This is a genomic window from Streptomyces sp. NPDC031121, from assembly GCF_055570615.1.
Genome location: NZ_JBVIGV010000009.1, coordinates 1 through 25,049 on the forward strand (window position 1 = coordinate 1; position 25,049 = coordinate 25,049).

At 75.6% G+C, this 25,049-nt stretch carries 19 protein-coding genes and 1 pseudogene; 8 read left to right on the plus strand and 12 right to left on the minus strand.

The window, feature by feature from the left end; genetic code table 11:
- Positions 1 to 1,212: 1,212 nt before the first annotated feature.
- The 3 genes from ACZ462_RS17820 to fusA form a co-directional block, all read right to left on the minus strand.
- On the minus strand, positions 1,213 to 1,905 hold the full coding sequence (locus tag ACZ462_RS17820) for a peptide deformylase (protein WP_467806445.1): 693 nt from the start codon (positions 1,903 to 1,905) through the stop codon (positions 1,213 to 1,215).
- Positions 1,906 to 1,988: 83 nt separating this feature from the next.
- Complete coding sequence (locus ACZ462_RS17825; RefSeq protein ID WP_467806446.1) at positions 1,989 to 4,199, minus strand: FUSC family protein; 2,211 nt, start codon at positions 4,197 to 4,199, stop codon at positions 1,989 to 1,991.
- 155 nt (positions 4,200 to 4,354) lie between these two features.
- Complete coding sequence (fusA, locus tag ACZ462_RS17830; protein WP_467806448.1) at positions 4,355 to 6,490, minus strand: elongation factor G; 2,136 nt, start codon at positions 6,488 to 6,490, stop codon at positions 4,355 to 4,357.
- 649 nt (positions 6,491 to 7,139) lie between these two features.
- On the opposite strand from fusA, the pseudogene ACZ462_RS17835 reads away from it, so the two are divergent.
- A pseudogene (locus ACZ462_RS17835) lies at positions 7,140 to 7,783 on the plus strand (nitroreductase family protein).
- A 428-nt stretch (positions 7,784 to 8,211) separates the two neighbouring features.
- Here ACZ462_RS17835 and ACZ462_RS17840 read toward each other — a convergent pair.
- From ACZ462_RS17840 to ACZ462_RS17850, 3 genes are read right to left on the minus strand one after another with little or no spacing between them, the layout of a single operon-like run.
- Positions 8,212 to 8,940 carry a metallophosphoesterase family protein gene (locus ACZ462_RS17840; protein ID WP_467806449.1) on the minus strand — a complete coding sequence of 243 codons (729 nt, stop codon included), beginning with the start codon at positions 8,938 to 8,940 and terminating at the stop codon, positions 8,212 to 8,214.
- Positions 8,937 to 9,212, minus strand: a complete 276-nt coding sequence (locus ACZ462_RS17845; RefSeq protein ID WP_467806450.1) for a BON domain-containing protein — start codon at positions 9,210 to 9,212, stop codon at positions 8,937 to 8,939. Before ACZ462_RS17845 ends, ACZ462_RS17840 begins: the two co-directional genes overlap by 4 nt.
- Complete coding sequence (locus ACZ462_RS17850) at positions 9,209 to 9,940, minus strand: nucleotidyltransferase family protein (RefSeq protein WP_467806452.1); 732 nt, start codon at positions 9,938 to 9,940, stop codon at positions 9,209 to 9,211. Before ACZ462_RS17850 ends, ACZ462_RS17845 begins: the two co-directional genes overlap by 4 nt.
- 260 nt (positions 9,941 to 10,200) lie before the next feature.
- On the opposite strand from ACZ462_RS17850, the gene ACZ462_RS17855 reads away from it, so the two are divergent.
- Positions 10,201 to 10,764: a hemerythrin domain-containing protein gene (locus ACZ462_RS17855; protein ID WP_467806453.1), complete on the plus strand. Its 564-nt coding sequence runs from the start codon at positions 10,201 to 10,203 to the stop codon at positions 10,762 to 10,764.
- A 196-nt stretch (positions 10,765 to 10,960) separates the two neighbouring features.
- Entirely contained in the window at positions 10,961 to 12,376 is a 1,416-nt protein-coding gene (locus ACZ462_RS17860; protein WP_467806454.1) for an MFS transporter, read from the plus strand.
- Here ACZ462_RS17860 and polX read toward each other — a convergent pair.
- A complete protein-coding gene (gene polX, locus ACZ462_RS17865) occupies positions 12,321 to 14,045 on the minus strand; it encodes a DNA polymerase/3'-5' exonuclease PolX (RefSeq protein WP_467806455.1) in 1,725 nt (574 codons plus the stop codon). The two genes, ACZ462_RS17860 and polX, sit on opposite strands and share 56 nt — an antisense overlap.
- 329 nt (positions 14,046 to 14,374) lie before the next feature.
- Here polX and ACZ462_RS17870 point away from each other — a divergent pair, with 329 nt between their 5' ends.
- Positions 14,375 to 15,526 (plus strand): CapA family protein, encoded by a 1,152-nt coding sequence (locus ACZ462_RS17870; protein WP_467806457.1) that lies wholly within the window; start codon positions 14,375 to 14,377, stop codon positions 15,524 to 15,526.
- 150 nt (positions 15,527 to 15,676) lie between these two features.
- Positions 15,677 to 16,618, plus strand: a complete 942-nt coding sequence (locus tag ACZ462_RS17875; protein WP_467806458.1) for a nucleoside hydrolase — start codon at positions 15,677 to 15,679, stop codon at positions 16,616 to 16,618.
- Between the two features lie 179 nt (positions 16,619 to 16,797).
- Here ACZ462_RS17875 and ACZ462_RS17880 read toward each other — a convergent pair whose 3' ends face one another.
- Both ACZ462_RS17880 and ACZ462_RS17885 read right to left on the minus strand, forming a co-directional pair.
- Complete coding sequence (locus ACZ462_RS17880) at positions 16,798 to 17,259, minus strand: Rieske (2Fe-2S) protein (RefSeq protein WP_467806459.1); 462 nt, start codon at positions 17,257 to 17,259, stop codon at positions 16,798 to 16,800.
- A gap of 133 nt (positions 17,260 to 17,392) precedes the next feature.
- Complete coding sequence (locus ACZ462_RS17885) at positions 17,393 to 17,764, minus strand: STAS domain-containing protein (RefSeq protein ID WP_467806461.1); 372 nt, start codon at positions 17,762 to 17,764, stop codon at positions 17,393 to 17,395.
- A gap of 207 nt (positions 17,765 to 17,971) precedes the next feature.
- Here ACZ462_RS17885 and ACZ462_RS17890 point away from each other — a divergent pair, with 207 nt between their 5' ends.
- The 3 genes from ACZ462_RS17890 (at position 17,972) to ACZ462_RS17900 (ending at position 21,988) form a co-directional block, all read left to right on the plus strand.
- Positions 17,972 to 19,366: an NADP-dependent succinic semialdehyde dehydrogenase gene (locus ACZ462_RS17890; RefSeq protein WP_467806463.1), complete on the plus strand. Its 1,395-nt coding sequence runs from the start codon at positions 17,972 to 17,974 to the stop codon at positions 19,364 to 19,366.
- 112 nt (positions 19,367 to 19,478) lie between these two features.
- Complete coding sequence (locus ACZ462_RS17895; RefSeq protein WP_467806464.1) at positions 19,479 to 20,801, plus strand: MFS transporter; 1,323 nt, start codon at positions 19,479 to 19,481, stop codon at positions 20,799 to 20,801.
- Positions 20,798 to 21,988 carry an anhydro-N-acetylmuramic acid kinase gene (locus tag ACZ462_RS17900; RefSeq protein ID WP_467806465.1) on the plus strand — a complete coding sequence of 397 codons (1,191 nt, stop codon included), beginning with the start codon at positions 20,798 to 20,800 and terminating at the stop codon, positions 21,986 to 21,988. The genes ACZ462_RS17895 and ACZ462_RS17900 overlap by 4 nt, the downstream gene beginning before the upstream one ends.
- A 10-nt stretch (positions 21,989 to 21,998) precedes the next feature.
- Here the strand turns inward: ACZ462_RS17900 and ACZ462_RS17905 are convergent, their stop codons facing one another.
- The 3 genes from ACZ462_RS17905 to ACZ462_RS17915 form a co-directional block, all read right to left on the minus strand.
- A complete protein-coding gene (locus tag ACZ462_RS17905; RefSeq protein ID WP_467806466.1) occupies positions 21,999 to 22,733 on the minus strand; it encodes an SOS response-associated peptidase in 735 nt (244 codons plus the stop codon).
- A gap of 220 nt (positions 22,734 to 22,953) precedes the next feature.
- Positions 22,954 to 24,594, minus strand: a complete 1,641-nt coding sequence (pgm, locus tag ACZ462_RS17910) for a phosphoglucomutase (alpha-D-glucose-1,6-bisphosphate-dependent) (RefSeq protein ID WP_467806467.1) — start codon at positions 24,592 to 24,594, stop codon at positions 22,954 to 22,956.
- A gap of 107 nt (positions 24,595 to 24,701) precedes the next feature.
- Positions 24,702 to 24,968, minus strand: a complete 267-nt coding sequence (locus tag ACZ462_RS17915) for a hypothetical protein (RefSeq protein WP_467806468.1) — start codon at positions 24,966 to 24,968, stop codon at positions 24,702 to 24,704.
- Positions 24,969 to 25,049: the final 81 nt, after the last annotated feature.

The following is a 25,049-nucleotide window of genomic DNA, read 5'->3' on the forward strand; positions in this document are numbered from 1 at the left end:
GCGGTGCGATGGCCCTTGCGGGCCACCCTTGACCGACCGACCCGCCCCGGAGGCATTTTTTCTGCCGGGACGCCCCCAGGGAAACGGCCAGGGGGAGAGTGAGGCATACGGGCGCATCAGAGCCCTTCCCCTCCCGCCCCCGCAGGCACATCCGGCCCCACCGGCATCAGCAGCCCCGGCGGCGGGGGCGGGGCGGGCTCTGACCGCAGAAAACGACGTCCAGAGCATCATCCGGAGACAGAAGCGCCCCAGATCGCTACGCGGCGCGGCTTTGTTCGGCGTCTGTCGGCCGTCAGGGGCCAGGAGACGCGACACATCCCTACAGGGACCTGCCTCTTCAGCGGCGGACGGCCGTGAGGGGTGGCAGACGCGGCAGATCGCTACCTGGGCGCCCTTCGTCGGCGGCGGAAGCGAGGAGGAGGAAGTAAGCGTGGGCGCTTCGCGACCCAGGCTGGCCGTCCGCCGCCGAAGTGGCAGGAGCATGGGGCGATGTGTCGCGTCTCCTGGCCCTGACGGCCGCCAGGCGCCGAAAGGACGGAAGCGTGCAGCGTGCGTGGGCGCTTCGCGGCCCAGGACGGCCGTCCGCCGCCGAAGAGGCAGGAGCATGGGGCGATGTGTAGCGTCTCCTGCCCCTGACGACCGACAGACGCCGAACAAAGCCGCGCCGCGTAGCGATCTGGGGCGCTTCTGTCTCCGGATGATGCTTTGGGCGTCCTTTCCCGACGTGAGAGCCAGTCGGGGCCCCACCGACGGGGCTCATGATGCCGGTGGGGCCGGGATGTGCCTGCGGGGGCGGGGGAGTAAGAGCTCTGATGCGCCCGTATGCCTCTCCTCCCCCCTGGCCGTTTCCCTGGGGGCGTCCCGGCAGAAAAAATGCCTCCGGGGCGGGTCGGTCGGTCAAGGGTGGCCCGCAAGGGCCATCGCACCGCGACGCGCCCAACGGGCGCGCCCTTGAGGGACCGGCCCGCCCCGGACACCATCAACTGCCGGGGACACCCCCAGCCACACCCCCGACCCCGACCCATCGGCTCCCGCCAACGCCCCGGTCCCCCGTCTCTCCCCTGCCCCGCCCGCCCGGCTCCCGCCGAAACCACCCCGCCGCCTCCCCGCCGACCCGGACTCACCGGCTCCCGCCCACCCCCGCCCCGCCTCCCCGCCGACCCCGCCGACCCCGGCTGCCCGGGGCCTGGCTGCCCGGCCCCGCCGGGGCCGTCAGCGGCTCAGGTGCCGGGCGCGGGCCAGGCGGGCGGCGCGGACGGTTTCGGCGTTCTCGGCCATGTCCGCGAGGCAGCGGGCGCGTTGGCCGGGGGTCAGGCGGTCGGTGTAGAGGGTGCCGTCGAGGTGGTCGGTCTCGTGCTGGAGGCAGCGGGCGAAGAACCCGGTGCCCTCCACGACGACCGGGTTGCCGTCCTTGTCGCTGCCGCGGACGACGGCGCGGGCGGCGCGGGCCAGCTCGTGGCGGGCGCCGGGTACCGACAGGCAGCCTTCCGCCCGGACGACGGCCGGGGCGCCGGCGGCCGGGGCGCCGGGGGCCGGGGCGCCGGCCGTGTCCGGGAGCGGGTCGAGGACCGGGTTGCACACGTGGCCGATGTGGCGGACACCGTCGTCGTCGGGGCAGTCGTACACGAACAGGCGGAGGTCCACGCCGATCTGGTTGGCGGCGAGGCCGACGCCGCGGGCGGCGTGCATGGTGAAGAACATGTCGTCGACGAGCCGGGACAGCGCCGGGGACCCGAACTCGGTGACGTCGGCGCATCGCCGGTGCAGGACGGCGGCGCCCGCCTCGGTGATCGGCCGGAACGCGCCGCGCAGCGCCTCCGGCGGCAGCGGCCGGTCCGCGGCCGCGCCCCGGGGGGCGGCGGTCGGGTCGCCGGTCGGCGCGGTCGGGTCCGTCGGGTCGGGCATGCGGGCGTCGCCTTTCGGGATGGGGAGGTCGGGAGTCAGGAGCGAAGTATCGCCCGGGCCCTGCCGCCCCGGCCCCGGGCGGGTCAGTTCCGGGCGGTTCCCGCGATGTGCTCGAGGTCGGTGATCAGGGAGTCCAGCCAGAACACCGTCATGTAGTAGAGGCGCGGCGCGCCGTCGGGTGGGGCGGCGAATCCGTCGAACTCCGGGTCGCGCAGCGCGGCCGGGGCGGCCGGGGTGTCGCCGCCCGGGTCGAGCGCCGCCGACACCAGCAGCATGCGGCCGGCGACCCGGTCGCCCAGCCGGGTCACGGCCTCGGCCGCGGCGGGGCCGAGCGGGGGCACGGTGACGGGTCCCGGCCCCGGCTGCGGCGGCTCCATCAGCCGGTCCGAGCCCCACAGCGTGTGGTGCCCGGCCATCATCGTGGCCTGCCAGTCCGGCTCCGGTACGGGGCCGGCGGCGCGGCCCGCCCCGCCCGGGTGCCCGCGGCGCCCGTAGGACCCCTCCGGCTCGCTCTGGTACTGGGCGAACGCCGATTCGGCGAGAATCAGCGAGTGCCGCAGCGACCGGTGCCCCGGCACTGCCGGCTGCACCTGCCGTACGCCGCCCGCGGCGACCGCGGCGGCCGTCGCGACGACGATCTCCGCCGCCCCTCGCATCAGCACCGCGGCCGAGCGCTGGAGTTCCTCGTGCGCCCCCCGCGGCCACGCGAGCAGCCCGAAGACCGCCCCGATCGCGCTGCCGATCAGCACATCAAGCAGCCGCAGCTCCGCGAGCTGCCAGTTCGCCGGGGCGAGCTGCGCGAACACCAGGGCGATGGTCACGGTGAACATCGCCTGCGCCCACCCGACCCCCTTGACCGGCCCGAGCGTGAAGGTGAGCAGCATGACCGGCGCCAGGGCGATCGCGTACACGGTGGTGTCGGTCCCGACGGCGGCCAGCAGCACGGCGGCCAGGAGGGCTCCCGCCAGCGTGCCGGTGAGGGCGAGCCGGACCGTCGTACGGGTCTCGCGGACCGTCGTCCGGGTCAGCGTCAGGGCCGCGAGGGTGGCCCAGAAGCCGTGCGGGAGGGTGTCCAGGCCGGCGACCGTGCGGGCGGCCGCCAGGGCGAGGCTGATCCGGACCGCGTTCTGGAAGAACACCGAGCGGCGCCCCGCATGCCCCTCCAGCCGCATCCACCACAGCCGCGGGGCGCGCATGCGGGCGTACCAGAAGCGCATCGGCGGCGGGTCGGGCGCGGCGGCCCGGCCGCGTACGGCGATCACGGCGGCCGTGGACATGGCGAGCGCGGCGTCGGCCGCCTCGATGAGGCCCGCGTACCGGCGCAGCACCGCGCCCCGCCCGGGCGGGGCGGCCGGTTCCCCGGCCGCGGCCGGGTCGGGGGGCGCGGCCGCCAGCGCAGCACGGGCCCGCGCCAGCCCCTCCCGGGCGCCGGTCGCCTGCGCGGTGCCCCGCAGGCACGCCGCGGTCTCGGCCGCGGTCCGCCGTACGGCCTCCAGGATCTCCCGGCCCGGCTCGGCCGGCCCGGCCCCGCCCGGCGGTTCGGTCAGCCGGATGAGCCGGGCGAGCAGGGTCCGCGCCGACAGCCCGGTGTGCGACAGGGCCCGCTCGTGGACGCCCGGGCCGGCGGGCCGGTCCGCTTCCGCGACGTTCATGGGCCGCAGCGAACCGATGGCCGCCGTCGCGTCCCGCTCGCTCCGCTCGGAGAGCCGCCACGGCGGGGCGGTGAGCTCGCGGACGCACGCCTGCGCCGTGTCGGCGGCGCGGGCGGCGAGTTCGCGGTAGGGGACGGTCGGCGGATCGGGGAAGAGGTACGCCTCGGCGAGGATCAGGAGCAGCAGGCCGGCGGTGGTGCCGATGAGCCGTTCGTCGAGCGAGCCCGGATCGTAGGGCGGGAACGACGGCATGATGTACAGCAGCTGGAGGCCCGGCGCCGCGCCCGCGGCGCGGGGGCCGCCGGCCGCGACGAACGCCAGCGCGAAGCCGATGACGAGCATGCCGGCCACGGCGGTCCAGGTACGCACCGCGAGGTAGGTGCCGATGGCCACGAGCAGCCAGCAGACCGGCACGAGCCGCACCAGCACGGCGGCCCGCTGCCGCCCCGTGCCCGGGATGTGGGAGAGCCCGGCCATGGACACCGACGCGAACAGGGCGTACGTCGCCCCGACCGTCAGCCCGAACGCGTACAGGAACAGGTAGAAGGCGGCACCGGCGGCGAGGGTGACCCGGCCGGACCGGCGGGCGGCCGCGGCGTAGCGTGCGGCGATCCGCGTGCGGGGGACACCGGCGGAGCCCATGCCCCCAGGATCACTTACGCCCACCGGAACGGCACCCGCGGCGCGGGGGCGCCCCCCGCCGCTGGGGGACGCCGCCGCGGCGGCCGGGCCGGCACGCGGAACCGGGCCCCCGGCCGCCGCGCCCGTACGCGGCGGCGGGGCCGGGGGCCGGGCGGTCAGACGGCCAGGACCTGCGCCGCCACCGGTTCCGGTACGGGGGCGAGCCCTGCCGGCCGGGTCGTGAAGGTGCCCCGGCCCTGGGTCCGCCCGCGCAGCCGGGACGCGTACCCGAACAGCTCGGCCAGCGGCACCACGGCCGTGACCGCCGTGGTCCCGGACCGGCTCTCGGAGCCGGACACCCGGCCCCGGCGCGCCGCGAGGTCGCCGAGGACCGTGCCGACGGCGTCGTCGGGGACCGTGGCCACGACCTCGGCCACCGGCTCCAGCAGCCCCATCGCGCACTGCCGCAGCGCCGCCCGCAGGGCGGCCCGCCCGGCGGTGCGGAACGCCATCTCCGAGGAGTCCTTGGAGTGCGTCGCCCCGTCGGTGAGGGTGACCCGCAGGCCCGTCACCGGGTGGCCGCCCAGCGGCCCGTCGGCGAGCGCGTCCCGGCAGCCGGCCTCGACGGCGCGCACGTACTCCTGCGGCACCCGCCCGCCGACGACCGCCGAGCGGAACTCGAAGGCCGTCGCGGGCCCGGAGGCCGCACCGTCCAGCGGCTCGACGTCGATGACGAGGTGCGCGAACTGGCCTGCCCCGCCGTCCTGTTTGACGTGCCGGTGCACCAGGCCCGCGACACCGCGCAGCACGGTCTCCCGGTACGACACCTGCGGCCGGCCCACGGCGGGGTCGAGCCCCTGGTCGCGGCGGATCTTCTCCACCGCGACCTCCAGGTGGAGTTCGCCCATCCCGGACAGCACGGTCTGGCCGGTCTCGGGGTCGCTGCGCACGCGCAGCGACGGATCCTCCTCCACCAGCCGGGCCAGTGCGGCCGCCAGGCGGCCGGTGTCGGTGCTGCGGCGCGCCTCGACCGCGACGGACACCACCGGGTCGGCGACGGTGGGCGGTTCGAGGAGCAGCGGCGCCTGCGGCGCGCACAGGGTCGTGCCGGCGCGGGCGGCCTTCAGCCCGACGACGGCGACGATGTCGCCGGCCCGCGCCTCGTCCAACTCGGTGTGCCGGTCGGCCTGGACGCGCAGGATGCGCGCGACGCGCTCGGTGCGGCCGCCGTTCGGGTCGAGCACGGTGTCCCCCTTCCGCAGGGTTCCGGAGTAGACGCGTACGAAGGTCAGGCGGCCGGTGGCGGTCATCGACACCTTGAACGCGAGCGCGGCGACCGGCCCGTCGGTGTCGGGGCGGCGCTCCAGCCCGGTGCCGTCAGCGGCGGTTCCGCGGACGGGCGGCATGTCGGCGGGCGACGGCAGGTAGGCGGTGACGGCGTCGAGGAGCGGCTCCACTCCGCGGTTGCGGTAGGCGGACCCGCACAGGACGACCGTGCCGGAGCCGTCGAGGGTCGCCGTGCGGAGGGCGCGGGCGAGGGCCTCGTCGGTCAGGGTGCCGGTGGCGCAGAACTCCTCCAGGGCTTCCGGGTCGAGTTCCGCCACGGCCTCCTCCAGCAGGCGCCGGCGACGGAGTGCCTCGGCGCGCAGGCCCGGCCCGCCTTCGGTGTCCCAGTCGGCTTCCCCGAGCGTCCGGCACGTGTCGGCGCCGGGGGGCCACAGCAGGGCGCGCATGCGGACGAGGTCGACGACGCCGGTGAAGGCGTCCTCCCGCCCGATCGGCAGCTGCACCACGAGCGGGACGGCGCCGAGCCGGTCGCGCAGCGACGCGACGGCCGTGTCGAGGTCGGCGCCCGCCCGGTCCATCTTGTTGACGAACGCGATCCGCGGGACGCCGTGCCGGTCCGCCTGGCGCCACACCGACTCGCTCTGCGGCTCGACGCCGGCGACGGCGTCGAAGACGGCGACCGCCCCGTCGAGGACGCGCAGGGAGCGCTCGACCTCGTCGGCGAAGTCGACGTGGCCCGGCGTGTCGATCAGGTTGATGCGGTGGCCGGCCCAGGAACAGCTGACGGCTGCGGCGAAGATGGTGATGCCGCGGTCGCGCTCCTGCGCGTCGCAGTCGGTGACCGTGGTGCCCTCGTGGACCTCGCCGCGCTTGTGGACGGCGCCGGTCGCGAACAGGATCCGCTCGGTGGCGGTGGTCTTGCCCGCGTCGACGTGGGCGAGGATGCCGATGTTGCGGACGGCGTCGAGGGCGGGACGGATGGTGGCGGTCGCGGTGGTGGCGAGGGAACGCCGGCTGGTGCGCATGGCCCGGCCTTTCGGATGGTGTGGCTGCATGGGCTGCGCGATTCCCTGACGCGTGCGGGAGGTTCGGCTCCGAATACCGTTCGGGATCCACCCCGCCTCCCCCTCCGAGCCGCGAACAGCGGCGCCCGGCGCTCCGACAACGTGCCGGGCGGGACGAAACGAGTCGGGGAAGGGGGCGGCCGGGCCAGGGCCCGTTCGGACCGCACCCGACGGGGACGGGCAGGAACCGGGCCGGAGCCGTGCCCCGGTCCGGCGGGCCTGGCGGCCCCGCCGGACCGGAAGTGCGTCAGGACGTGCGGTGTCGGCCGCGCAGCGGACACCGCGCGGCCCGGGACACCGGGATCACGTCGTACCGGGACGGGAGAACGAAGACGACGGTGCGCTGACGGCCCATGGTCTGTTCCCCTTCTCAACTCGGCGACGTGCGGAACCGCCAACCCGGCGGCTCCCGCGCCGCGTTATGCGTCTGCGGCGCGCGGTGCGAGTCTAGGAAAGAACGGGTGCCGGGGCACGCGATTTGTTTTCCCCCTCCCCCGCCCCTGTGGTCAGCCGGTCAACCGCCAGACGGCGCCCACGCAGCGATCCGACGCGCCTCCCCAACTCCCGGCGACTCTCGGTACTGACGGCTCAATGCGGTGGAGGGGCCCGGTTGAAGAAGAGGACGCGAAGACGTGGATGTGGAGCTCGGGCTCCGTCCAGCGGGAACCTCCAGCCGTGGCATCCGTACGTCGTGGCCGGTGGACCGTTCGCGGATCTCAAGCGGGCCGCGACAGCCAGGGCGCTGGCGGGGGACCCCGGCGACAGCGTGAGTACCCGATGTACCCGGCCGGGCTAGCCTCGCCGTACCTGGACCGCTTTGCTGCTGCCGCCGCCCAGCGGTACGAATCGCTGGGGATCGAGCGCGACGACCCAGACCGGCCCAGAAAGATCGCCACCTTGAACTCGGAGGCGTTCGGAGCGCCGGCCGTCCCGTTCTGCTACCTCGACCGGACGATGGGGCCCGGACAGTGGGTTTGACGCGGGGATGTACCTGCAGACGGTCATGCTGTTGTCGAGGGCAGAGGGGCTGCACAGTTGCCCCAGGTGATGTGCACCGTGTACCAGGAGACTGTCAGCCGGGCAGTCGGAGTCGATGACGGACTCGTGCTGTTCTGCGGCGATATCGGCAGGACAGGCCCTAACGGCCGCCGGACGCCGAAGACCCCGGATGCACGTGGCGATCTGGGGCGGTCCTGTCCCGGAACGATGCTCTGGGCGTCGTTTCGTGCAGTCACGGCCGCCTGGCCGCCGTGAGGGCCTCGAAATCGGGGCTTGGGGTGGCATGGGGCCCGGCCCCGACGCCGAGCGGGCACGGCTGATGCCGGTGGGGCGAAAGGGGCGGCCGGGGCGGGAGAGCAAGGACTCCGACACGCCCCATAGGCCCCGCTCCCCCCAGGCCATTCCCCTGGGGGCTTCCCGGCAGCTTGTTGGCATTCCGGGGCGGGTCGTCCTGTCAAGGGTGGCCCGCAAGGGCCATCGCGCAGCGACGCGCCAACGGGCGCGCCCTTTACAGGACGGCCCGCCCCGGAAGGACAATCGGCTGCCGGGACACCCCCAGCACCACCCGACCCCGACCCCCCGGCTCCCGCCCAACCCCCGCCCCCGCCGTCACTTCTCGGACCCGAGTCGTCGGCTCCCGCCCCCCGCACCGCCCCCTCACCCGCCTTACTCACCCGCCCCCCTCACCCGCCCCCCTCCAACCGATACACCGCAAACGCCCGCCCGATCACCGGCATCGCCACGTTCCTGACCCGGACCCCGCCCTCCGTCATGCCGTGTTCCGTGCCGTGGTGGGCGTGGCCGTGGACCGCCAGGTCGGCGCCCACCTCGTCGATCGCCTCCGCCAGGAGGTGGCTGCCGAGGAAGGGGTAGATCTCCAGCGGCTCCCCCGCGAGGGTGTCCGGTACGGGGGCGAAGTGGGTGAGGGCGACGCGGACGTCGCAGCCGTCGGCGGAGAGTTCCGTCAGGGCGCCGCGCAGGGATGCGGCAGCCTGGTGTGCCGTGCGGACGAACGCCTTCATCTCCGGCTCGCCGAACTCGCCCGCGCAGCGGCCCGCGAAGCCGCCGCAGAACCCCTTGGCACCGGCCACGCCGATGCGGACACCGCCGACGTCGATCCGTGTGGAGTCACCCTCCAGGACGGTCACGCCCGCCTCGCGGAGTACGCCGGCGACCTCGTCCTGCCGGTCGCTCTGGTAGTCGTGGTTGCCGAGCACCGCGACCACGGGCACGGGCAGTCCCGTCACCTCGCCGGCGACCACGGCGGCCTCCTCCGGGGTGCCGTGCCGGGTCAGGTCGCCGGCCAGGAGCAGCAGGTCGGCCCGTTCGCCGAGGGTGTCGAAGGCGGGCCGCAGCAGCCCTTCGGAGCCGGGCGCGAGGTGGATGTCGCCGACCGCGGCGATGCGCGTCATGGAAGGTCCTCCAGGTCGCCCTCGGGGGGTGGGAGCACTCCTGCAAGGCGGATGTCGTGCCGCCACTGGAGGCCGTCCAGTTCCTCGGCGGCGATGCTCAGGACCTGCTCACGGCATGCGGCGGTGGTGACCGTCCCGGTCAGGACCGCGACGGGGCCGTGCAGGTCGATCTTGACGCCGAGTTCGGCGAGGTCGTCGCGGGCCAGGCGCTCGCGCAGGTGCTCGGCCCGGTAGGCGACGGGTTCGCCGTGCCGGCGCGCGGGTTCGGTCATGGGCGCGGCTCCTTCCCGGACCGGGATGCCTCGACCCGCTCACCGGCCCGCGCGCGGTCCCCTTCCCCGACCCCCTCCGCCCCCTCCCCGACCCCTTCGCCGCCCCGGTCCGCGGCCCCGTCGCGGGGGCGGGGCTGGATGACGTCGAGCCGTTCGAGCAGGTACAGGAAGGCATCGGCGAGCGGGGTGTCGCGGTACTCGCGGTCGAGGCGGACCCAGTCGATCCGCTCGCGCAGGACGCGGGCGATGGGCAGGAGGTCGCCGAAGTCGCAGTAGTGCTCGGTGAGGGCGGCGAGCCTGCCGTCCATCAGGTCCGTCGGGGCGAGGACGGGCATGTACACGGACGCGACGGAGCGGACCTCGGCACGGGCCAGCAGGTCGGCACCCACCGGCCGCCGGGCGAGTTCGAAGATGAGGTCGATGTGCTCGCCGTCGGCGGAGCCCTTGACCAGCCAGTCCTCCGAGGACTCGCGCATCTCGATGCCGCCCTTGCGGAGTGCGGCGATGACTTCCTCGGCGTCCTCGGGGCGCACGCAGAAGTCCGTGTCGTGCTGGAAGCGGGCGGGTGCTCCGTGGGCGAACGCGGCGACGCTGCCGGCGAGCGCGAAGGGCTTGCCCGTGGCCTTGAGCAGCGACGCGACGCGCTTGGTCACTTCCAGGATCGCGCCGGTGTGGTCTTGCGGCAGCTCACCGCTCTCGGCGGGCGGCGCAGGAACGTGATGGCTCATGGATCGGCTCCCGGGTCGGCCGGTGGTCGTGAGCGCATGCCCGCCGGCGGCCGGGTCAAACCGGGTACGCCGGTCGGCGCAGGGCCGTGCATGGACCGGGGGCGGCGGGGCAAGCGGAGGTCTCCGGCGCAGGCCCGGGGGCCGGCGCCGTGTACGGCCGCCGCCGCGCAGTCCAGTGCAGTGCAGTGCAGTGCAGCGCAGTGCAGCGCATGGCGGGCCGGCCGTGCAGGAGAGCAAGGACACGAGAGAGGAGCACGGCCATGGGACACGGCGGAGACGTCGTCCACGAGCTGACCGCCGACCACGACGAGGTGCGGGGCTTCTTCGCGGACCTCGCGAACGCCACCCCCGCCAAGGAGCGCCGCACCCTGTTGGACCTGCTGACGATCGAGCTGGTGCGGCACTCCGTGGCGGAGGAGGAGTACCTGTACCCCGCGGTACGCAAGCACGTGCCGGGCGGTGACGCGATCGCCGACCGGGAGATCGAGGACCACGCCCGGGTCGAGGTGGTGCTGAAGGACCTGGAGGCGGTCGACGCGGCGGGTCCGGAGTTCGAGCGGATGGTCACCGAACTGCGGAACGAGGTGCTGGAGCACATCCGCGACGAGGAGACGAACCTGTTCCCGGCGCTGCGGCGCGCCTGCGGCAAGGAGGTCCTCGACGAGCTCGGGGACCGGATCCGGCTCGCGAAGAAGCTGGCGCCGACGCGGCCCCACCCGGGGAAGCCGTCGGAGCCGCCGGCGAACAAGCTGCTGGCGCCGGGGCTGGGCCTCGTGGACCGGGCGCGGGACTTCGTGTCCGGGCGCGGCCGGACCGGTTCCTGATCCGGGGGATCCAGGGAATCCAGGGGATCCAGGGGATCCGGGGGATCCAGGGGATCCAGGGAATCCAGGGCGCCCTCCCCGCCTCCTCGGGGCCCGGTCTCCGACCGGGCCCCTTCCCCATACCCCCGCCCTGCCACTGTCTCAGCATCCAGAACGATCTGTCTCGAATAACGGCCATCCGCCTACAGTGCCGGGTGTGGACACGCCAAGGATGACGCGCAGTTGGGTCATGCTCGCCCTCGGGACCTGCGGCCAGACCGCCAGCACGACGGCCCTGTACGGGCTCGCGTACCTGATCCCCGCGTTCCAGCGGGACCTGGGCGTCTCGCTCACCGGGGCCGGGGTGCTGGTCTCGTGCCCGATCGCCGGGATCCTCCTCGGCCTGGTCGGCTGGGGGGCGGTCGCCGACCGGTACGGGGAGCGGCTCGCCCTGGCCGCCGGGCTGTTCGCCGCGGCGGCGGCGATGGGGGCGGCCGCCGTGGTCGGGGCCGGCGGGACCACCGGGCTGGGCCTGCTGCTGGTGGCGGCGGGGGCCGGCGGGTCGTCCGTCAACTCGGCGTCGGGGCGGCTGGTGATCGGCTGGTTCCCGGCCGGTCGGCGCGGGATGGCGATGGGGGTGCGGCAGGCGTCTCAGCCGGTGGGTACGGCGATGGCCGCGGCGGCGCTGCCGCCGCTGGCCGACGGCGCGGGCGTGGGTGCGGCATTCGGACTGTGCGCGGTGCTGTGCGGGGTGACGGGCGCGGCGATCGCCCTGTTCGCCGTGGACCCGCCACGCCCCGAACGCCCTGCACACCCACCGCACTCGCCACATCCATCACACCCGCCCCATCCATCACACCCGCCACACCCGCCACACCCAGAGCAGCCCGGCGCCCCCCTACCCCCGGGCCGGGCGGAGGAGGCACGCGCGTCGGCGTCTCGGCCGTCGTCCCCGTACCGCCGCAGTGCCGGCGGCGGGCACCTGTGGCGGCTGCATGCGGTCGCGGCGGCGCTGTGTGTGCCGCAGTTCGTGGTGACCGGTTTCGCGCTGCTGTTCCTGACGCAGGAGCGGGGCTGGTCCGCCGCCGCGGCCGGGTCGGTCCTGGCTGCCGTGAACCTGGCGGGTGCCGCGGTGCGGCTGCTGGCGGGGTGGTGGTCGGACGCGGTGGGCAGCCGGGTCCGGCCGATGCGGTGGCTGGCCGTGGCGACGGCCGCGGACCTGGCGCTGCTGGCGGCCGGCGCCGTGTGGCCGTCACCGGCGGGTACGGCGGCCCTGCTGGCGGCGTCGGCGCTCACGGTCAGCACGAACGGCCTGCACAACACCGCGGTCGCGGAGTACGCGGGCCCGGACTGGGCGGGCCGGGCCCTGGGCGTGCACGGGACGGGCCAGCACGTGGCGATCGTCCTCGTGCCGCCGCTCGCGGGCGCGCTGATCACCGGCTTCGGCTTCGCTCCGGCGTTCGCGCTGGCGGCCCTGGCCGCCGTACTGGCGGTGGCCGTGCTCCCGGCGGCCGACGGATCGGCCCGCTGGCCGGCGTCGGGCGCCGCGGCGGCCCCGGCCGGCTCCCCCGCCGGACTCACCGGCGCTTCTCCCTCAGGAACCGGTGCAGCCGACCCCACGGCCAGGCGTTGACGACGTCGTCCTTCGTCAGCCAGCCGCGCTGCGCGGTGCCCACCCCGTAGCGCAGGTAGGGCAGGTGCACGGTGGCGTGGGCGTCCGTGTCGACGGCGAACTTCACGCCGTGGCGCTTCGCCCGCAGGATGTCCTCGTCGGACAGGTCGAGGCGCTCGGGGTGGGAGTTGACCTCCAGGGCGGTTCCGGTGCGGGCGCAGGCCGCGAAGACGGCGTCGAAGTCGGCGTCGATGCCGGGTCGGACGCCGATCCGGCGGGTGGTGGGGTGCCCGAGGACGGCGACGTACGGGTTCTCGCAGGCGCGGATGATGCGGCTGGTCATGGCCTGCCGGCTCTGCCCGAAGTGGGAGTGGACGGAGGCGACGCACAGGTCGAACCCGGCGAGGAAGTCGTCCGGCCAGTCCAGGCCGCCGTCCGGGCCGATGTTGAGTTCCGTGCCGTGCAGCAGCCGCATGCCGCGGATCGTGCTGTCGAGCTCGCGCAGCCGCTCCCGCTGCGCGAGGGCCTTCTCCTTCGTCATGCGCTGCATGGCGAGGTCCGGGGCGTGGTCGGTGACGGCGTAGTAGGCGTAACCGCGGGCGGCTGCCGCGACGGCCATGTCCTCCAGGGAGGCGAGGCCGTCGGTGAGGTCGGTGTGGGTGTGCAGGTCTCCCTGGATGTCGCGCTCGGTGAGCAGTTCGGGCAGTTCTCCGCGGAGTGCGGCCGCGATCTCCCCGCGGTCCTCGCGCAGCGCCGGCGGGATCCAGGGCAGGCCGAGCCGGGCGTAGACGTCCTCCTCGGTCTCGGAGGCGAGGTTCTCGCCGGTCTCGGCGTCGAAGAGGCCGTACTCGGAGAGTTTGAGGCCGTGGCGGACGGCGAGTTCGCGGGTTCGGATGTTGTGGGCCTTGGAGCCGGTGAAGTACTGCAGGCCGGCGCCCCAGGAGGCGGGCGGCAGGACGCGCAGGTCGACCTGCACGCCGGAGGCGGTGCGGACGGAGGTCTTCTTCGCTCCCCGCGCGATCACCTCGGCCGTGGCGGGCAGGGAGGCGAGCGCCGCCATGAACGGTTCGGAGGTGTCGGCGGCGACGAGGATGTCGAGGTCGCCGATGGTCTCGCGCATCCGGCGCAGGCTCCCCGCGTACGTGCAGCGTACGCAGCCGGGGATGCGGGAGAGTTCGGCGACGATCTCCTCGGCGAGTTCCGTGGCGGCGTCGAGGAGGATCCGGTCGCCGGCCTGCCTGAGCAGGGCGATGCCGTGCCGGATGCTCTCCTCGGTGCGCTCGCCGAAGCCCTTGAGGTCGCGCAGCTTCTCGCCGCGCAGGGCCTCCTCCAGTTCCGCCACCGACGAGATGCCCAGTTCGCGGTGGAGGACGAGGGCCTTGCGGGGGCCGAGGCCGGGGATGCGGGTCAGTTCCCGTACGCCTGCCGGGACGGCCTCCCGGGAGGCCTCCACCTCGGGGATGCGGCCCGTGCGCAGGTACTCGAGCACCTTGTCGGCGATGGAGCGGCCGACGTGCGGGATGTCCATGAGGCCCTTGGCGTCCAGCTCCGCGATGTCGACCGGGTGGCCACCGATGGCACGGGCCGCCTTCTCGTAGGCGCGGGCCTTGAAGGCGTCCTGGCCGCTGATCGCGATCAGCTCGGCGTACTCCCGCAGCAGCGCCTCCACCCTGTCGTTGGCCCGGCTCATACCTCCAGGGTGCCCCCGCGGGGCGGGACGCCGCCCGCCGGGGCGGGGGCGCCGCGCGGGGGCCTGCCGGCAGGCCGGCGGGGGTCACGCCGATCCTGCGGGACATGCGCCGCCCTCGCTGCTCCGGGCGCCACGGCCGGCGGGCGGGCCCAGCACCAGGACCGCCTCTTCCGGATCTTGCCTCGCCCCCGCGGCCCGGCACCGCACCTCGCCGCGTTGCCGTGCCGCCCGCGTACCCGTACGCGGCGGCCCTCCGCCTTGCGGTGCACGGCACCGGAGGACTCGGGCTCAACCGGCAAGATCCGAAAGAGACGACCTAGCCTGGAGGCATGGGTGGCGGTCCCGTCACCGTGGCGTTGTGCGGTGACGTCATGTTGGGGCGCGGCATCGACCAGATCCTGCCGTACCCGGGTGATCCCGTGCTGCGCGAGGGCGGGATGGCGGACGCCCGCGGGTACGTCGCCCTGGCGGAGGCGGCGCACGGTCCGCTGCCCGCCCTGCCGGTCGGGTTCGACTGGCCGTGGGGCGAGGCGCTCGCCGTCCTGGACGCGGCAGCCCCGGCCGCGCGCATCGTCAACCTGGAGACCGGGGTGACCCGCAGCGGGGACTTCGCCCCGGGCAAGGCCGTCCACTACCGGATGGAGCCGCGGAACCTGCCCTGCCTGGCGGCGGCCCGCCCGGACGTGTGCGTCCTCGCGAACAACCACGTCCTGGACTTCGGCCGGCGCGGGCTGGCCGAGACGCTGCGCGTCCTGGCCCGGGCCGGGCTGCGGGCGGCGGGTGCGGGGCGGGACGCGGACGCCGCGGGGCGGGCTGCTGCGGTCCCCCTCGGCGGCGGCAGGCGCCTGACGGTCCTCGCGTTCGGGATGCCCTCCAGTGGCATCCCGCCCGAGTGGGCGGCGACCCGCCGCCGGGCGGGGGTGGCGTACGTCGACACGCCGGACGGTGCGGCCGCGCGCGCCGTCGCCGAGCGGGTCCGGGAGGAGAAGCGGCCGGGGGACATCGCCGTGGTGTCGGTGCACTGGGGGTCGAACTGGGGGTACGGGATCCCCGCCGGCCGGGCCGCGTTCGCCCGCGCCCTCGTCGACGCCGGCGCGGACGTCGTGCACGGCCACTCCTCGCACCACGCGCGGCCGCCGGAGCTGTACCGGGGGAAGCTGATCCTGCACGGCTGCGGGGACTTCGTCGACGACTACGAGGGGATCGGCGGCTACGAGGGCTACCGCGGCGACCTGCGCCCGCTGTACCTGGCCGCACTGGATCCTGAGACGGGGCGGCTGGACAGCCTGCGCATCACCGTGTTCCGGCCGCTCGCCCTGCGGCTGCGCCGCGCTCCCGCCGAGGACGCCGCCTGGCTGCGGGAGCTGCTGGAGCGCACCGGCAGGGGGCTGCGTACGGCGGACGGAGACAGCGGCCTGGGCAGGGGCGGAGACGCGGGCGGCGGCCGGGACCCGGCGTCCTGGACTTTCGTACCGGCGTGAACGCGCCAAGTGGTGCCGGGTCGGCACGATTTGGAGGGCCTGCGGTCCTGGGCCGGTCGGCCCCCGGGGCGGGCGGGCCTCCTGTCGCCGGGAGTGGCGGGCGGGCAGACTGGGCGCGACCGGAAGCGAATCCGAGGAGCGGCCGTGCCCGTGCGTCCCGTACCGATCATCATCGACTGCGATCCGGGGCACGACGACGCCCTCGCGATCATGCTGGCGGCGGGTGATCCGGGCGTCGACCTGCTCGCCGTCACGACGGTCGCGGGCAACCAGACCCTCGCCAAGACCACGCTGAACGCACTGCGCGTGTGCACGGTCGCCGGGATCACCGGCGTGCCGGTCGCGGCGGGCTGCGACCGGCCGCTGGTGCAGCCGCTGGCGGTCGCGGCCGACGTGCACGGCGTGTCGGGCCTCGACGGGCCGGGCTTCCCCGAGCCGTCGGTGGACACCGTGCCCGAGCACGCCGTGGACCTCGTCCACCGGATCCTCGCCGAGCACCCCGAGCCGGTGACGCTCGTCCCGACGGGGCCGCTCACCAACATCGCGCTGCTGCTGACCCGCCACCCCGGGGACGCGCAGCGGATCCGGGAGATCGTCCTCATGGGCGGTTCGGCGGGGCGCGGCAACCGCACGCCGTCCGCCGAGTTCAACGTGCTGACGGATCCGGAGGCCGCGGACATCGTCTTCCGCAGCGGGGTGCCGCTGACCATGTGCGGGCTGGACGTGACGCACCAGGCGCTCGCGACGCCCGAGGTGGTGTCCCGCTTCGCGGGGATGGGGACGCCGCTGGGCGACGTCTGCGCGGGGCTGCTGACGTTCTTCGCCGGCACCTACCGCGAGCTGTACCGGTTTCCGCACCCGCCGCTGCACGATCCGGTCGCGGTGGCCCGGGTGATCGACCCGGGCATCGTCGGCTGCGTGGACGCGAACATCGTGGTGGAGCTGTCCGGCCGCTACACGCGGGGCGCCACGGTGGTGGACCTGCTCGGGCAGACCGGCCGGCCGGTGAACGCGCGGGTGGCGACGACCCTGGACGCCGACCGGTTCTGGGACCGGGTCGTCGCCGCCGTCAGCGCGCTCGGATCCCGCTAAGGGGGTGTTGCCCCTGGCGGGTGTTGCGAAGGTCCCGCACGGCGCCCACGGCGCCCGGCACGCACTCCCGCCGCACCGGCCGAAGCCCCGAGTACGCCCAGTGCGAGGGCCTTCGCCCGGCACGCCGAGCGCACGACCGGGCACCGCGGGCACCGCACAGGACCTTCGCAACACACCCCCTAAGCCAGGGAGATGGTGTCCCCGTCGACGATGATCTTGGCCGGGGCGAGCGGGCGGGTGGCGGGGCCGCTCGTCACCGTGCCGTCGGACACCTTGAACAGGCTCTGGTGGCAGGGGCAGACGATGTTGCCGTCGGCGACGGAGGCGACGGAGCAGCCCTGGTGGGTGCAGGTGGCGGAGAACGCCTTGAACTGGCCGGCCGTGGGCTGGGTGACGACGACCTTGCGGTCCTTGAACACCTTGCCGCCGCCGACCGGTATGTCGGAGGTCCGGGCGAGCGTACTGCCGCCTGCGGCGTCGGCGCCGCCGGCCGCGGGGTCGCCGGCGGGCGGCGCGCCCTGGGCGCCGGAGGCGTCCGGGGCCTGGGAGCCGCCGTCGCCGCCGCAGGCCGTCAGTGCGGCCCCGGCGAGGGTGGCGGCGCCCGCCGCGAGGACCGTGCGCCGGCGTGTCGTGTCGCCCATGACCGTTCTCCTTCTCGTCCCGTGAGCAGGCCGGGGCATCGTCTGCCTCCCCGGTCTCAGCTGGTACACGCCCGGCGGGGGCGGGTGGTTCACCGGACGGCGGAGGAACGCGCGGTCGGACGGCCTCCGATGGTCAACCCGCCTCCTCCGGCAGGGTGTCGTGGACGGTGAACAGCGTTCCCGCCCCGGTGATCTGGAACAGCCGGGCCACGGCGGGCCGGAACCCGGCGAGCTCCAGCGTGCTGCCGGCGGCGAGCGCGTCCAGCCGCCCCTGGAGCAGGGTGTTGAGCCCGGTGGAGTCGCAGAACTCCAGGCCGGTGCAGTCCACCAGGACGCGGTCGGCGCCACCGGCGAGCGCCTGCCCGATCGCGTCCCGCAGCGGCTGCGGGCCGTCGTGGTCCAGTTCCCCGGACAGGGTCACGACCGCCGTCCGGCCCCGCCGGCTCAGCTCCGCGGTGAACCCGCGCCTGCCGGCCCCGCCCGTCCCGTGCGCGTCTGCTGCCATGCGGCCCTCGGACCTCCCTCCGGGACCGAGCGGAACCCCTCCGGGTCCGTTTGCGCGGGCGTCGGCCCCTGCGGGCGACCATACGCCGCCGCGGCCGCGTAGGCGGCGGCACCGCGCGCCGCGTTGCGCCGGTGTGCCCCGCCGGGCAGGGTCGAGGCCTGCCTGCCGAGGCCTGCCTGCCCAGGCCGACGACCCGAGGAGCCGACATTGCCGATCGCCACGGTGAACCCCGCGACGGGTGAGACGGTGCGCACCTTCGAGCCGATGGGCGCGGAGGCCGTCGAGCGGTGTCTGGACGACGCCGCGCGCGCCTTCGCCGCCTACCGCACGACCGGCTTCGCCGAGCGGGCGGAGCTGCTGCTGCGGGCCGCGGACCTGCTGGAAGCGGACAACGAGGACATCGCCCGGACGATGACGGAGGAGATGGGCAAGCCGCTGGCGGCCGCCCGCGCCGAGGCCGCCAAGTGCGTCAAGGCGATGCGCTGGTACGCGGCGAACGCCGAGGCCCTCCTGGCGGACGAGGTGCCGGACGCCGCCGACGTACGCGACAGCGGGGCCGCTTCGGTGCGAACCCGCTACCGGCCGCTGGGGGTGGTCCTCGCGGTGATGCCGTGGAACTTCCCGCTGTGGCAGGTGGTGCGGTTCGCGGCGCCCGCGCTGATGGCCGGCAACACGGGCCTGCTCAAGCACGCCTCGAACGTCCCCCAGACGGCCCTCTACCTGGGCGGGCTGTTCGAACGGGCCGGGTACCCGCGGGGCTGCTTCCAGACCCTGCTGATCGGCTCGGGCGACGTGGAGGCGGTGCTGCGCGACCCGCGGGTCGCAGCGGCGACGCTGACGGGCAGCGAGCCGGCCGGGCGGGCGGTCGCCGCGGCGGCGGGCGACGAGGTGAAGAAGACGGTCCTGGAGCTGGGCGGCAGCGATCCGTTCGTCGTCATGCCGTCCGCCGACCTCGAACGGGCCGTCAGGACGGCGGTGACGGCCCGGGTGCAGAACAACGGCCAGTCGTGCATCGCCGCGAAGAGGTTCATCGTGCACGCGGACGTGTACGACGAGTTCGCGGAGCGGTTCCGCGCCGCCATGGGCGCCCTCAGCGTCGGCGACCCGATGCGGGAGGGCACCGATGTCGGCCCGCTCGCCACCGAGAAGGGCCGGGCCGACCTGGAGGAGCTCGTCGACGACGCGGTGGCCGCCGGGGCGGAGGTCCTGTGCGGCGGGCGGCGCCCGCCCGGCCTGGAGCGGGGCTGGTACTACGAGCCGACGGTCCTCGCCGGGATCACCGCGGGCATGCGCATCGACCAGGAGGAGACGTTCGGGCCGGTGGCCACCCTGTACCGGGTCGCGGACCTCGACGAGGCGGTGGAGCGGGCCAACCACACGCCGTTCGGGCTCAGCTCGAACGTGTGGACGCGCAGCGAGGAGGACGTCGACCGCTTCGTCCGCGACCTGGAGGCGGGCGGGATCTACGTCAACGGCATGACCGCCTCGCACCCGGCCCTTCCGTTCGGCGGCGTGAAGCGCTCCGGCTACGGGCGGGAGCTGTCCGGGCACGGCATCCGCGAGTTCTGCAACGTCACCACGGTGTGGCAGGCGGCCGGCTGACGCCCCGCCCCGGTTCCGGCTTCGCCCCGGCGCCGCTCGCGGTGCTCTGCCGATGTGCTGAACCCTGCCGTCCGCAGGCGTCGCCGGGCCGCCGAGCGGGGACGCAGCACGGGTGAGCCCTCTCGAACTGCGCCTGCGCGCGGCCCCCGGCCGGCCCTCTGGGTCCCGGCGGGCGCTGCTCGCCGGCTGCGTCGGCAACCTCGTCGAGTGGTACGAGTTCGGCGTCTACGGCTGCCTGGTCACGGTCATCGCGGAGAACTTCTTCGCGCCGGCCGGGGCCGGTGCGGGCGGCGCCGCGGCCCTCGTCACGACGTACGCCTCGTTCGCCCTCGCCTTCTTCTTCCGTCCGGTCGGCGCCCTGCTGTTCGGGCGGATCGGCGACCGGGTCGGGCGGCGGCAGGCGCTCCTCGCGGCCGTCGCCCTGATGACGGCTGCGACCACGGCGATCGGGCTGCTGCCCACGCGCGCCGCGATCGGCGCCGCGGCCCCGCTGCTGCTGACGTTCCTGCGGGTCCTCCAGGGCCTGTCCGCGGGGGGCGAGTTCGGCGGGGCGGTGTCGCTGATGACGGAGCACGCCCCGCCGGGGCGCCGCGGCCTGGGCGGCGCCTGGCAGTCGTTCACCGTCGCGCTCGGCCTGCTGGCGGGTGCGTGCACCGCCGCGGCGCTGGCCTGGGCGCTGCCCGCGGACGACCTGCGGGCGTGGGGGTGGCGGATCCCGTTCCTGCTGGCGCTGCCGCTGGGGGCGGTGGCGCTGTGGCTGCGCGCCGGGCTGGAGGAGCCGCCTCCGGCCGGCCGGCCCGGGGCGTACGGGGTGCCGGAGGCCGCGGCGCGGGTGCGCCGGGGCGAGGTGGTGCGCGCGGTCGTCCTGGGGATCGGGCGGGTCATGGGCTGGTCGGCCGCGGGGTACGCGTTCCTCGTCGTCCTGCCGTCGCACCTGCAGGCGGTGCTGGGCGCCTCGGCCCGCGACGCGCTCCTCGCCACGGCGCTCGCCAACCTCGGCTTCGCCGCGTCGATCCTGCCCGCCGGCGTGCTCAGCGACCGGGTCGGGCGCCGGCCGGTGATGCTGTGCGGGGCCGTCTCGGTGGTGGTGCTGGCCCTGCCGCTGCTGCGGCTCGTCCAGTCGCCCGGCGCTCCCGCGGCGGCGAAGGCGGGGGCGGTGCTCCTCGCGGGCGCGCTGGTGGGGCTGCTGGCCGGGCCGGGGCCGGCCATGCTCGCCGAGATGTTCCCGCGCCGGGTCCGCTGCACGGGGCTTGGGGTTGCGTACGCCCTGGCCAACGCGGTGTTCTCCGGCTGCGCCGGGCTCGTCATCACGGCCGTCGCCGCGGGGACGGGGAGCACGGCCGTGCCCGCGTACTACGCGGCGGGGGCCTGCGCCCTGAGCGTGCCGGCGCTGCTGACGCTGCGCGGGGGCTCGCACCGGGAGCCGCTGCGGTGAGGGTGGTCGGGCTGATGTCGGGGACCTCGTACGACGCGGTGGACGCGGCGGCCGCCGACCTCGACCTGTCCGCGGACGGCGGCACGCTGCGGCTGAGGCCGCTGGGCATGGTCAGCGCCCCCTACCCGGAGGAGGTGCGGGGCGGGCTGGCGGCGGCGCTGCCGCCCGCGGCCACCACGCTCGCGGACGTCTGCCGGCTGGACACCCGCATCGGCCAGGCCTTCGCGGCCGCGGCGGTCCGCGCGGACCGGGAGCTGTGCGGGGGCCGGGCCGAGCTGGTCGCCTCGCACGGGCAGACGGTGTTCCACTGGGCGCAGGACGGGCGGGTGCACGGGACGCTGCAGCTGGGCGAGCCGGCGTGGATCGCGGAGCGCACGGGCTGCCCGGTGGTGTCGGGGTTCCGTCCGCGGGACGTCGCGGCGGGCGGGCAGGGCGCGCCGCTGGTCAGCCTGGTGGACCTGATGCTGCTGCGGGGGCGGCCGGGGGTGCCGGCGGCGCTGAACATCGGGGGCATCGCGAACGTGACCGTGCTGCGGCCGGGCGGCGCGGCGGTGGCGTTCGACACGGGGCCGGGCAACGCGCTGATCGACGCGGCGGTGCGGGAGCTGACCGGGGGGCGGTTCGGCTACGACCGGGACGGGCTGCTGGCCGCGGCGGGGCGGGTCGACGAGGGGCTGCTGAGGCGGCTCGAGGCGGATCCGTACTACCGGCTGCCGCCGCCGCGGACGACGGGGAAGGAGCTGTTCCATGCGGGCTACCTGCGGGAGCACCTCGCCGCGGGCGGGGGCCGGGTCGCTCCGGCCGCGGAGGACCTGGTCGCGACGCTGACGCTGCTGACGGCGCGGACGGTCGCGGACGCGCTGCGTCCGCTGGCGGCGACCGAGGTGTTCGTGTCGGGCGGCGGGGTGCGCAATCCGACGCTGATGGGGATGCTCCGCGCCGAGCTGGGGCCGTCGGGGGCCGCGGTGCGCGGGTCGGAGGAGCTGGGGCTGCCGGCCGCGGCGAAGGAGGCGTACGCGTTCGCGGTGCTCGGCTGGCTGACGCTGCACGGGCTGCCGGGGAACGCGCCGGACTGCACGGGGTCGGGCGGCCCGCGGGTGCTGGGTTCGCTGACGCCGGGACGGCGCCCGCTGCGGCTGCCGGAGGGGCTGGAGCGGGAGCCGTGCGCCCTGGCCGTGTGCGGGTAGGGCCGGCCGTTCAGGGTGCGGCGGCGGGTTCCAGGAGGTGGGGGCCGTTGTTGCGGACGCTGTTGACGGCGGTGGACACGGCCCGCACCTCCAGGCGGCCCCCGGCGGGGGTGTGGAGGAGGGCGCGCAGGGCGTCGGCGTCCTGGTGGGCGGGGTCGAGCCAGGCGTCGTAGTCGCCGGGGTCGAGGGCGAGGGGCATGCGGGGGTGGATGCGGCCGGCCGCGTCGGCGGCTTCGGTGGTGATGATGGTGGCGGTGGCGAGCCAGGCCGCGGGGTCGTCCTCGTCGGGGACGGACGGGTCGCGCCAGAACTCGTACAGGCCGGCCATGGCCATGACGGAGGAGTCCTCGGGGGCGATGAAGTAGGGCTGCTTGTAGGCCTTCGCGGTGGCGGTCGCGGGCACGGCCTGCCATTCGTAGAAGCCGTCGGCGGGCAGCAGGCAGCGGCGGCGGGTGAAGGCGCGGCGGAAGGCCGGCTTCTCGTGGACGGTCTCCATGCGGGCGTTGATCATGCGGGCGGCGCCGCCGGAATCCTTGGACCAGGAGGGGACGAGGCCCCAGCGCAGGGTGCGCAGGCGGCGGGCCGGCTCGCCGGTGCCGCGGTCGGGTCGTTCCAGCACCGCCCAGACGGGGTCGGTGGGGGCGACGTTCCAGCTGGGGGCGAGCTCCTCCCGGGGTTCCAGGCGGGCCTGGAACAGGCCGGCGAGGTCCTCGGGCGCCCGTGACGAGGCGTACCGTCCGCACATGGCATCCACTGTGCCATCCCGCGGCCGGCGCCGCGGGCGCGGGGAACAAGGAGGGGTACGTGCCCGCAGCCGCCGGGGCGACCGCCCGGGCCGCTCACCGCAGGCGGCCGCCGCTTCCAGCGTAGGCCGCCGGGCCGGGTCCCGACACCGGGCGCCCGGCCCGGCCCGCCGGACCCGCGCGGGCGGCGGGCGGGGCGGGCTGCGGGCGGCGGGCGCCGGGTCAGGACGCGAGGGCGGCGGCGACGACCCCGCGGGCCTCCTCCTGGACGCGGGCCAGGTGGTCGGGGCCGCGGAAGGACTCGGCGTAGATCTTGTAGACGTCCTCGGTGCCCGACGGGCGCGCCGCGAACCAGGCGTTCTCGGTGGCGACCTTGATGCCGCCGATCGCGGCGCCGTTGCCGGGGGCGTGCGTCAGGACCGCGGTGACGGGTTCGCCCGCCAGGGTGTCGGCGGTGACCTGCTCGGGCGAGAGCCGGGCGAGCACCGCCTTCTCCTCGCGGCCGGCCGGCGCGTCGATCCGCGCGTACGCGGGCTCGCCGAACCGTTCCGCCAGGGCGGTGTAGCGCTCGCTGGGGGTGCTGCCGGTCACGGCGAGGATCTCGGAGGCGAGCAGGGCGAGGATGATGCCGTCCTTGTCGGTGGTCCACACCGACCCGTCGCGCCGCAGGAAGGAGGCGCCGGCGGACTCCTCGCCGCCGAAGCCGAGGGTGCCGGCGGACAGCCCGTCCACGAACCACTTGAAGCCGACGGGTACCTCGACGAGTTCGCGGCCGAGGTCGGCGGCGACCCGGTCGATCATGCCGGAGGAGACGAGGGTCTTGCCGACGGCCGCCGTGCCGGGCCAGTCGGCGCGGTGGCGGTACAGGTAGTCGATGGCGGTGGCCAGGTAGTGGTTGGGGTTCATCAGGCCGCCGTCGGGCGTGACGATGCCGTGCCGGTCGGCGTCGGCGTCGTTGCCGGTGGCGATGGCGAACCGGTCGCGGCCCTCGATCAGCGAGGCCATCGCGTACGGGGACGAGCAGTCCATGCGGATCTTGCCGTCCCAGTCGAGCGTCATGAACCGCCAGGCGGGGTCGGTGTGCGGGTTGACGACGGTGAGGTCGAGGCGGTGCTCCTCGGCGATGCGCTGCCAGTACGCCACCGAGGCGCCGCCGAGCGGGTCGGCGCCGATGCGCACGCCCGCGGCGCGGACCGCGTCGAGGTCGAGGACGGTGGGCAGGTCGCGGACGTACGTGCCGAGGTAGTCGTACACCGCGGTGGTGGAGGCGGCGCGGGCGCGGGTGTAGGGGATCCGCAGGACGTCCTTCATGCCGCCGGCGATGAGTTCGTTCGCGCGTTCCTGGATCCGGCCGGTGGCGTCGGAGCCGGCCGGTCCGCCGTGCGGCGGGTTGTACTTGAAGCCGCCGTCGCCGGGCGGGTTGTGGGACGGGGTGACGACGACGCCGTCGGCGAGGCCGGAGGTCCGGCCGCGGTTGTGGGTGAGGATGGCGTGCGAGACGGCGGGCGTCGGGGTGTAGCCGTCGGCGGGGTCGACGAGGACGGTGACGCCGTTCGCGGCGAAGACCTCCAGGGCCGTCACGCGGGCGGGCTCGGAGAGGGCGTGGGTGTCGGCTCCGAGGAAGAGCGGGCCGTCGGTGCCCTGCTCGGCCCGGTGTTCGCAGATCGCCTGGCTGGTGGCGGCGATGTGGTCCTCGTTGAAGGCGGTCGCCAGGGAGGACCCGCGGTGCCCGGACGTGCCGAAGGCGACGCGCTGGGCGGGGTCCGCCGGGTCGGGGTGCAGGGTGTAGTACGCGGTGACGAGCCGGGCGACGTCGATGAGGTCGTCCGGGCCCGCCAGCTGCCCTGCTCGTTCGTTCGGCATGCGCCGGCTCCTCCGTACTGGTCCAACGGGAACAACACGGGCCATTGTCGCGTCGGCGGGGTGCGCCCGCACAGGCGCCCCCCGGCCTTGATGCGGGGCGGGCCGGCCTACATCGGGCCGCGTTCGGCCGCGAGGGCGATCGAGCGGACCCAGGGCAGGTCGGCGAGTGCCTCGATGCCGTGCCGGGAGAGGGTCGCGGTGAGGTCGGTGCGGTCGCCGGCGCCTTCGATGGCGAAGTCGAGGAGCTGTTCGCGCTGGTCCGCCGTCGGCGGCGCGCCGAGGCGGACGAGGACGTCGAGGTCGCGGGCGTGCGCGTCGCGGTCCTCCTCGTCGACCGCCCGGGCGAGTGCCGCGTCGAGTTTGCCGTAGTCCACGTCGTCCGCCTCCGCCGTCCTCGCAGGTACCGGGAATTGCCGGGCGGCCCGCAGCCGGGGCCGGGGGCCGCCTCCAGGGTC

Coding starts and splice junctions, on each gene's coding strand:
- pgm (WP_467806467.1), bottom strand. CDS start 24,594: ATGCCGAACGAACGAGCAGGGCAGCTGGCGGGCCCGGACGACCTCATC.
- ACZ462_RS17885 (WP_467806461.1), bottom strand. CDS start 17,764: ATGGCAGCAGACGCGCACGGGACGGGCGGGGCCGGCAGGCGCGGGTTC.
- ACZ462_RS17870 (WP_467806457.1), top strand. CDS start 14,375: ATGGGTGGCGGTCCCGTCACCGTGGCGTTGTGCGGTGACGTCATGTTG.
- polX (WP_467806455.1), bottom strand. CDS start 14,045: ATGAGCCGGGCCAACGACAGGGTGGAGGCGCTGCTGCGGGAGTACGCC.
- ACZ462_RS17845 (WP_467806450.1), bottom strand. CDS start 9,212: ATGACCGAACCCGCGCGCCGGCACGGCGAACCCGTCGCCTACCGGGCC.
- ACZ462_RS17825 (WP_467806446.1), bottom strand. CDS start 4,199: ATGGGCTCCGCCGGTGTCCCCCGCACGCGGATCGCCGCACGCTACGCC.
- ACZ462_RS17855 (WP_467806453.1), top strand. CDS start 10,201: ATGGGACACGGCGGAGACGTCGTCCACGAGCTGACCGCCGACCACGAC.
- fusA (WP_467806448.1), bottom strand. CDS start 6,490: ATGCGCACCAGCCGGCGTTCCCTCGCCACCACCGCGACCGCCACCATC.
- ACZ462_RS17840 (WP_467806449.1), bottom strand. CDS start 8,940: ATGACGCGCATCGCCGCGGTCGGCGACATCCACCTCGCGCCCGGCTCC.
- ACZ462_RS17905 (WP_467806466.1), bottom strand. CDS start 22,733: ATGTGCGGACGGTACGCCTCGTCACGGGCGCCCGAGGACCTCGCCGGC.
- ACZ462_RS17880 (WP_467806459.1), bottom strand. CDS start 17,259: ATGGGCGACACGACACGCCGGCGCACGGTCCTCGCGGCGGGCGCCGCC.
- ACZ462_RS17820 (WP_467806445.1), bottom strand. CDS start 1,905: ATGCCCGACCCGACGGACCCGACCGCGCCGACCGGCGACCCGACCGCC.
- ACZ462_RS17850 (WP_467806452.1), bottom strand. CDS start 9,940: ATGAGCCATCACGTTCCTGCGCCGCCCGCCGAGAGCGGTGAGCTGCCG.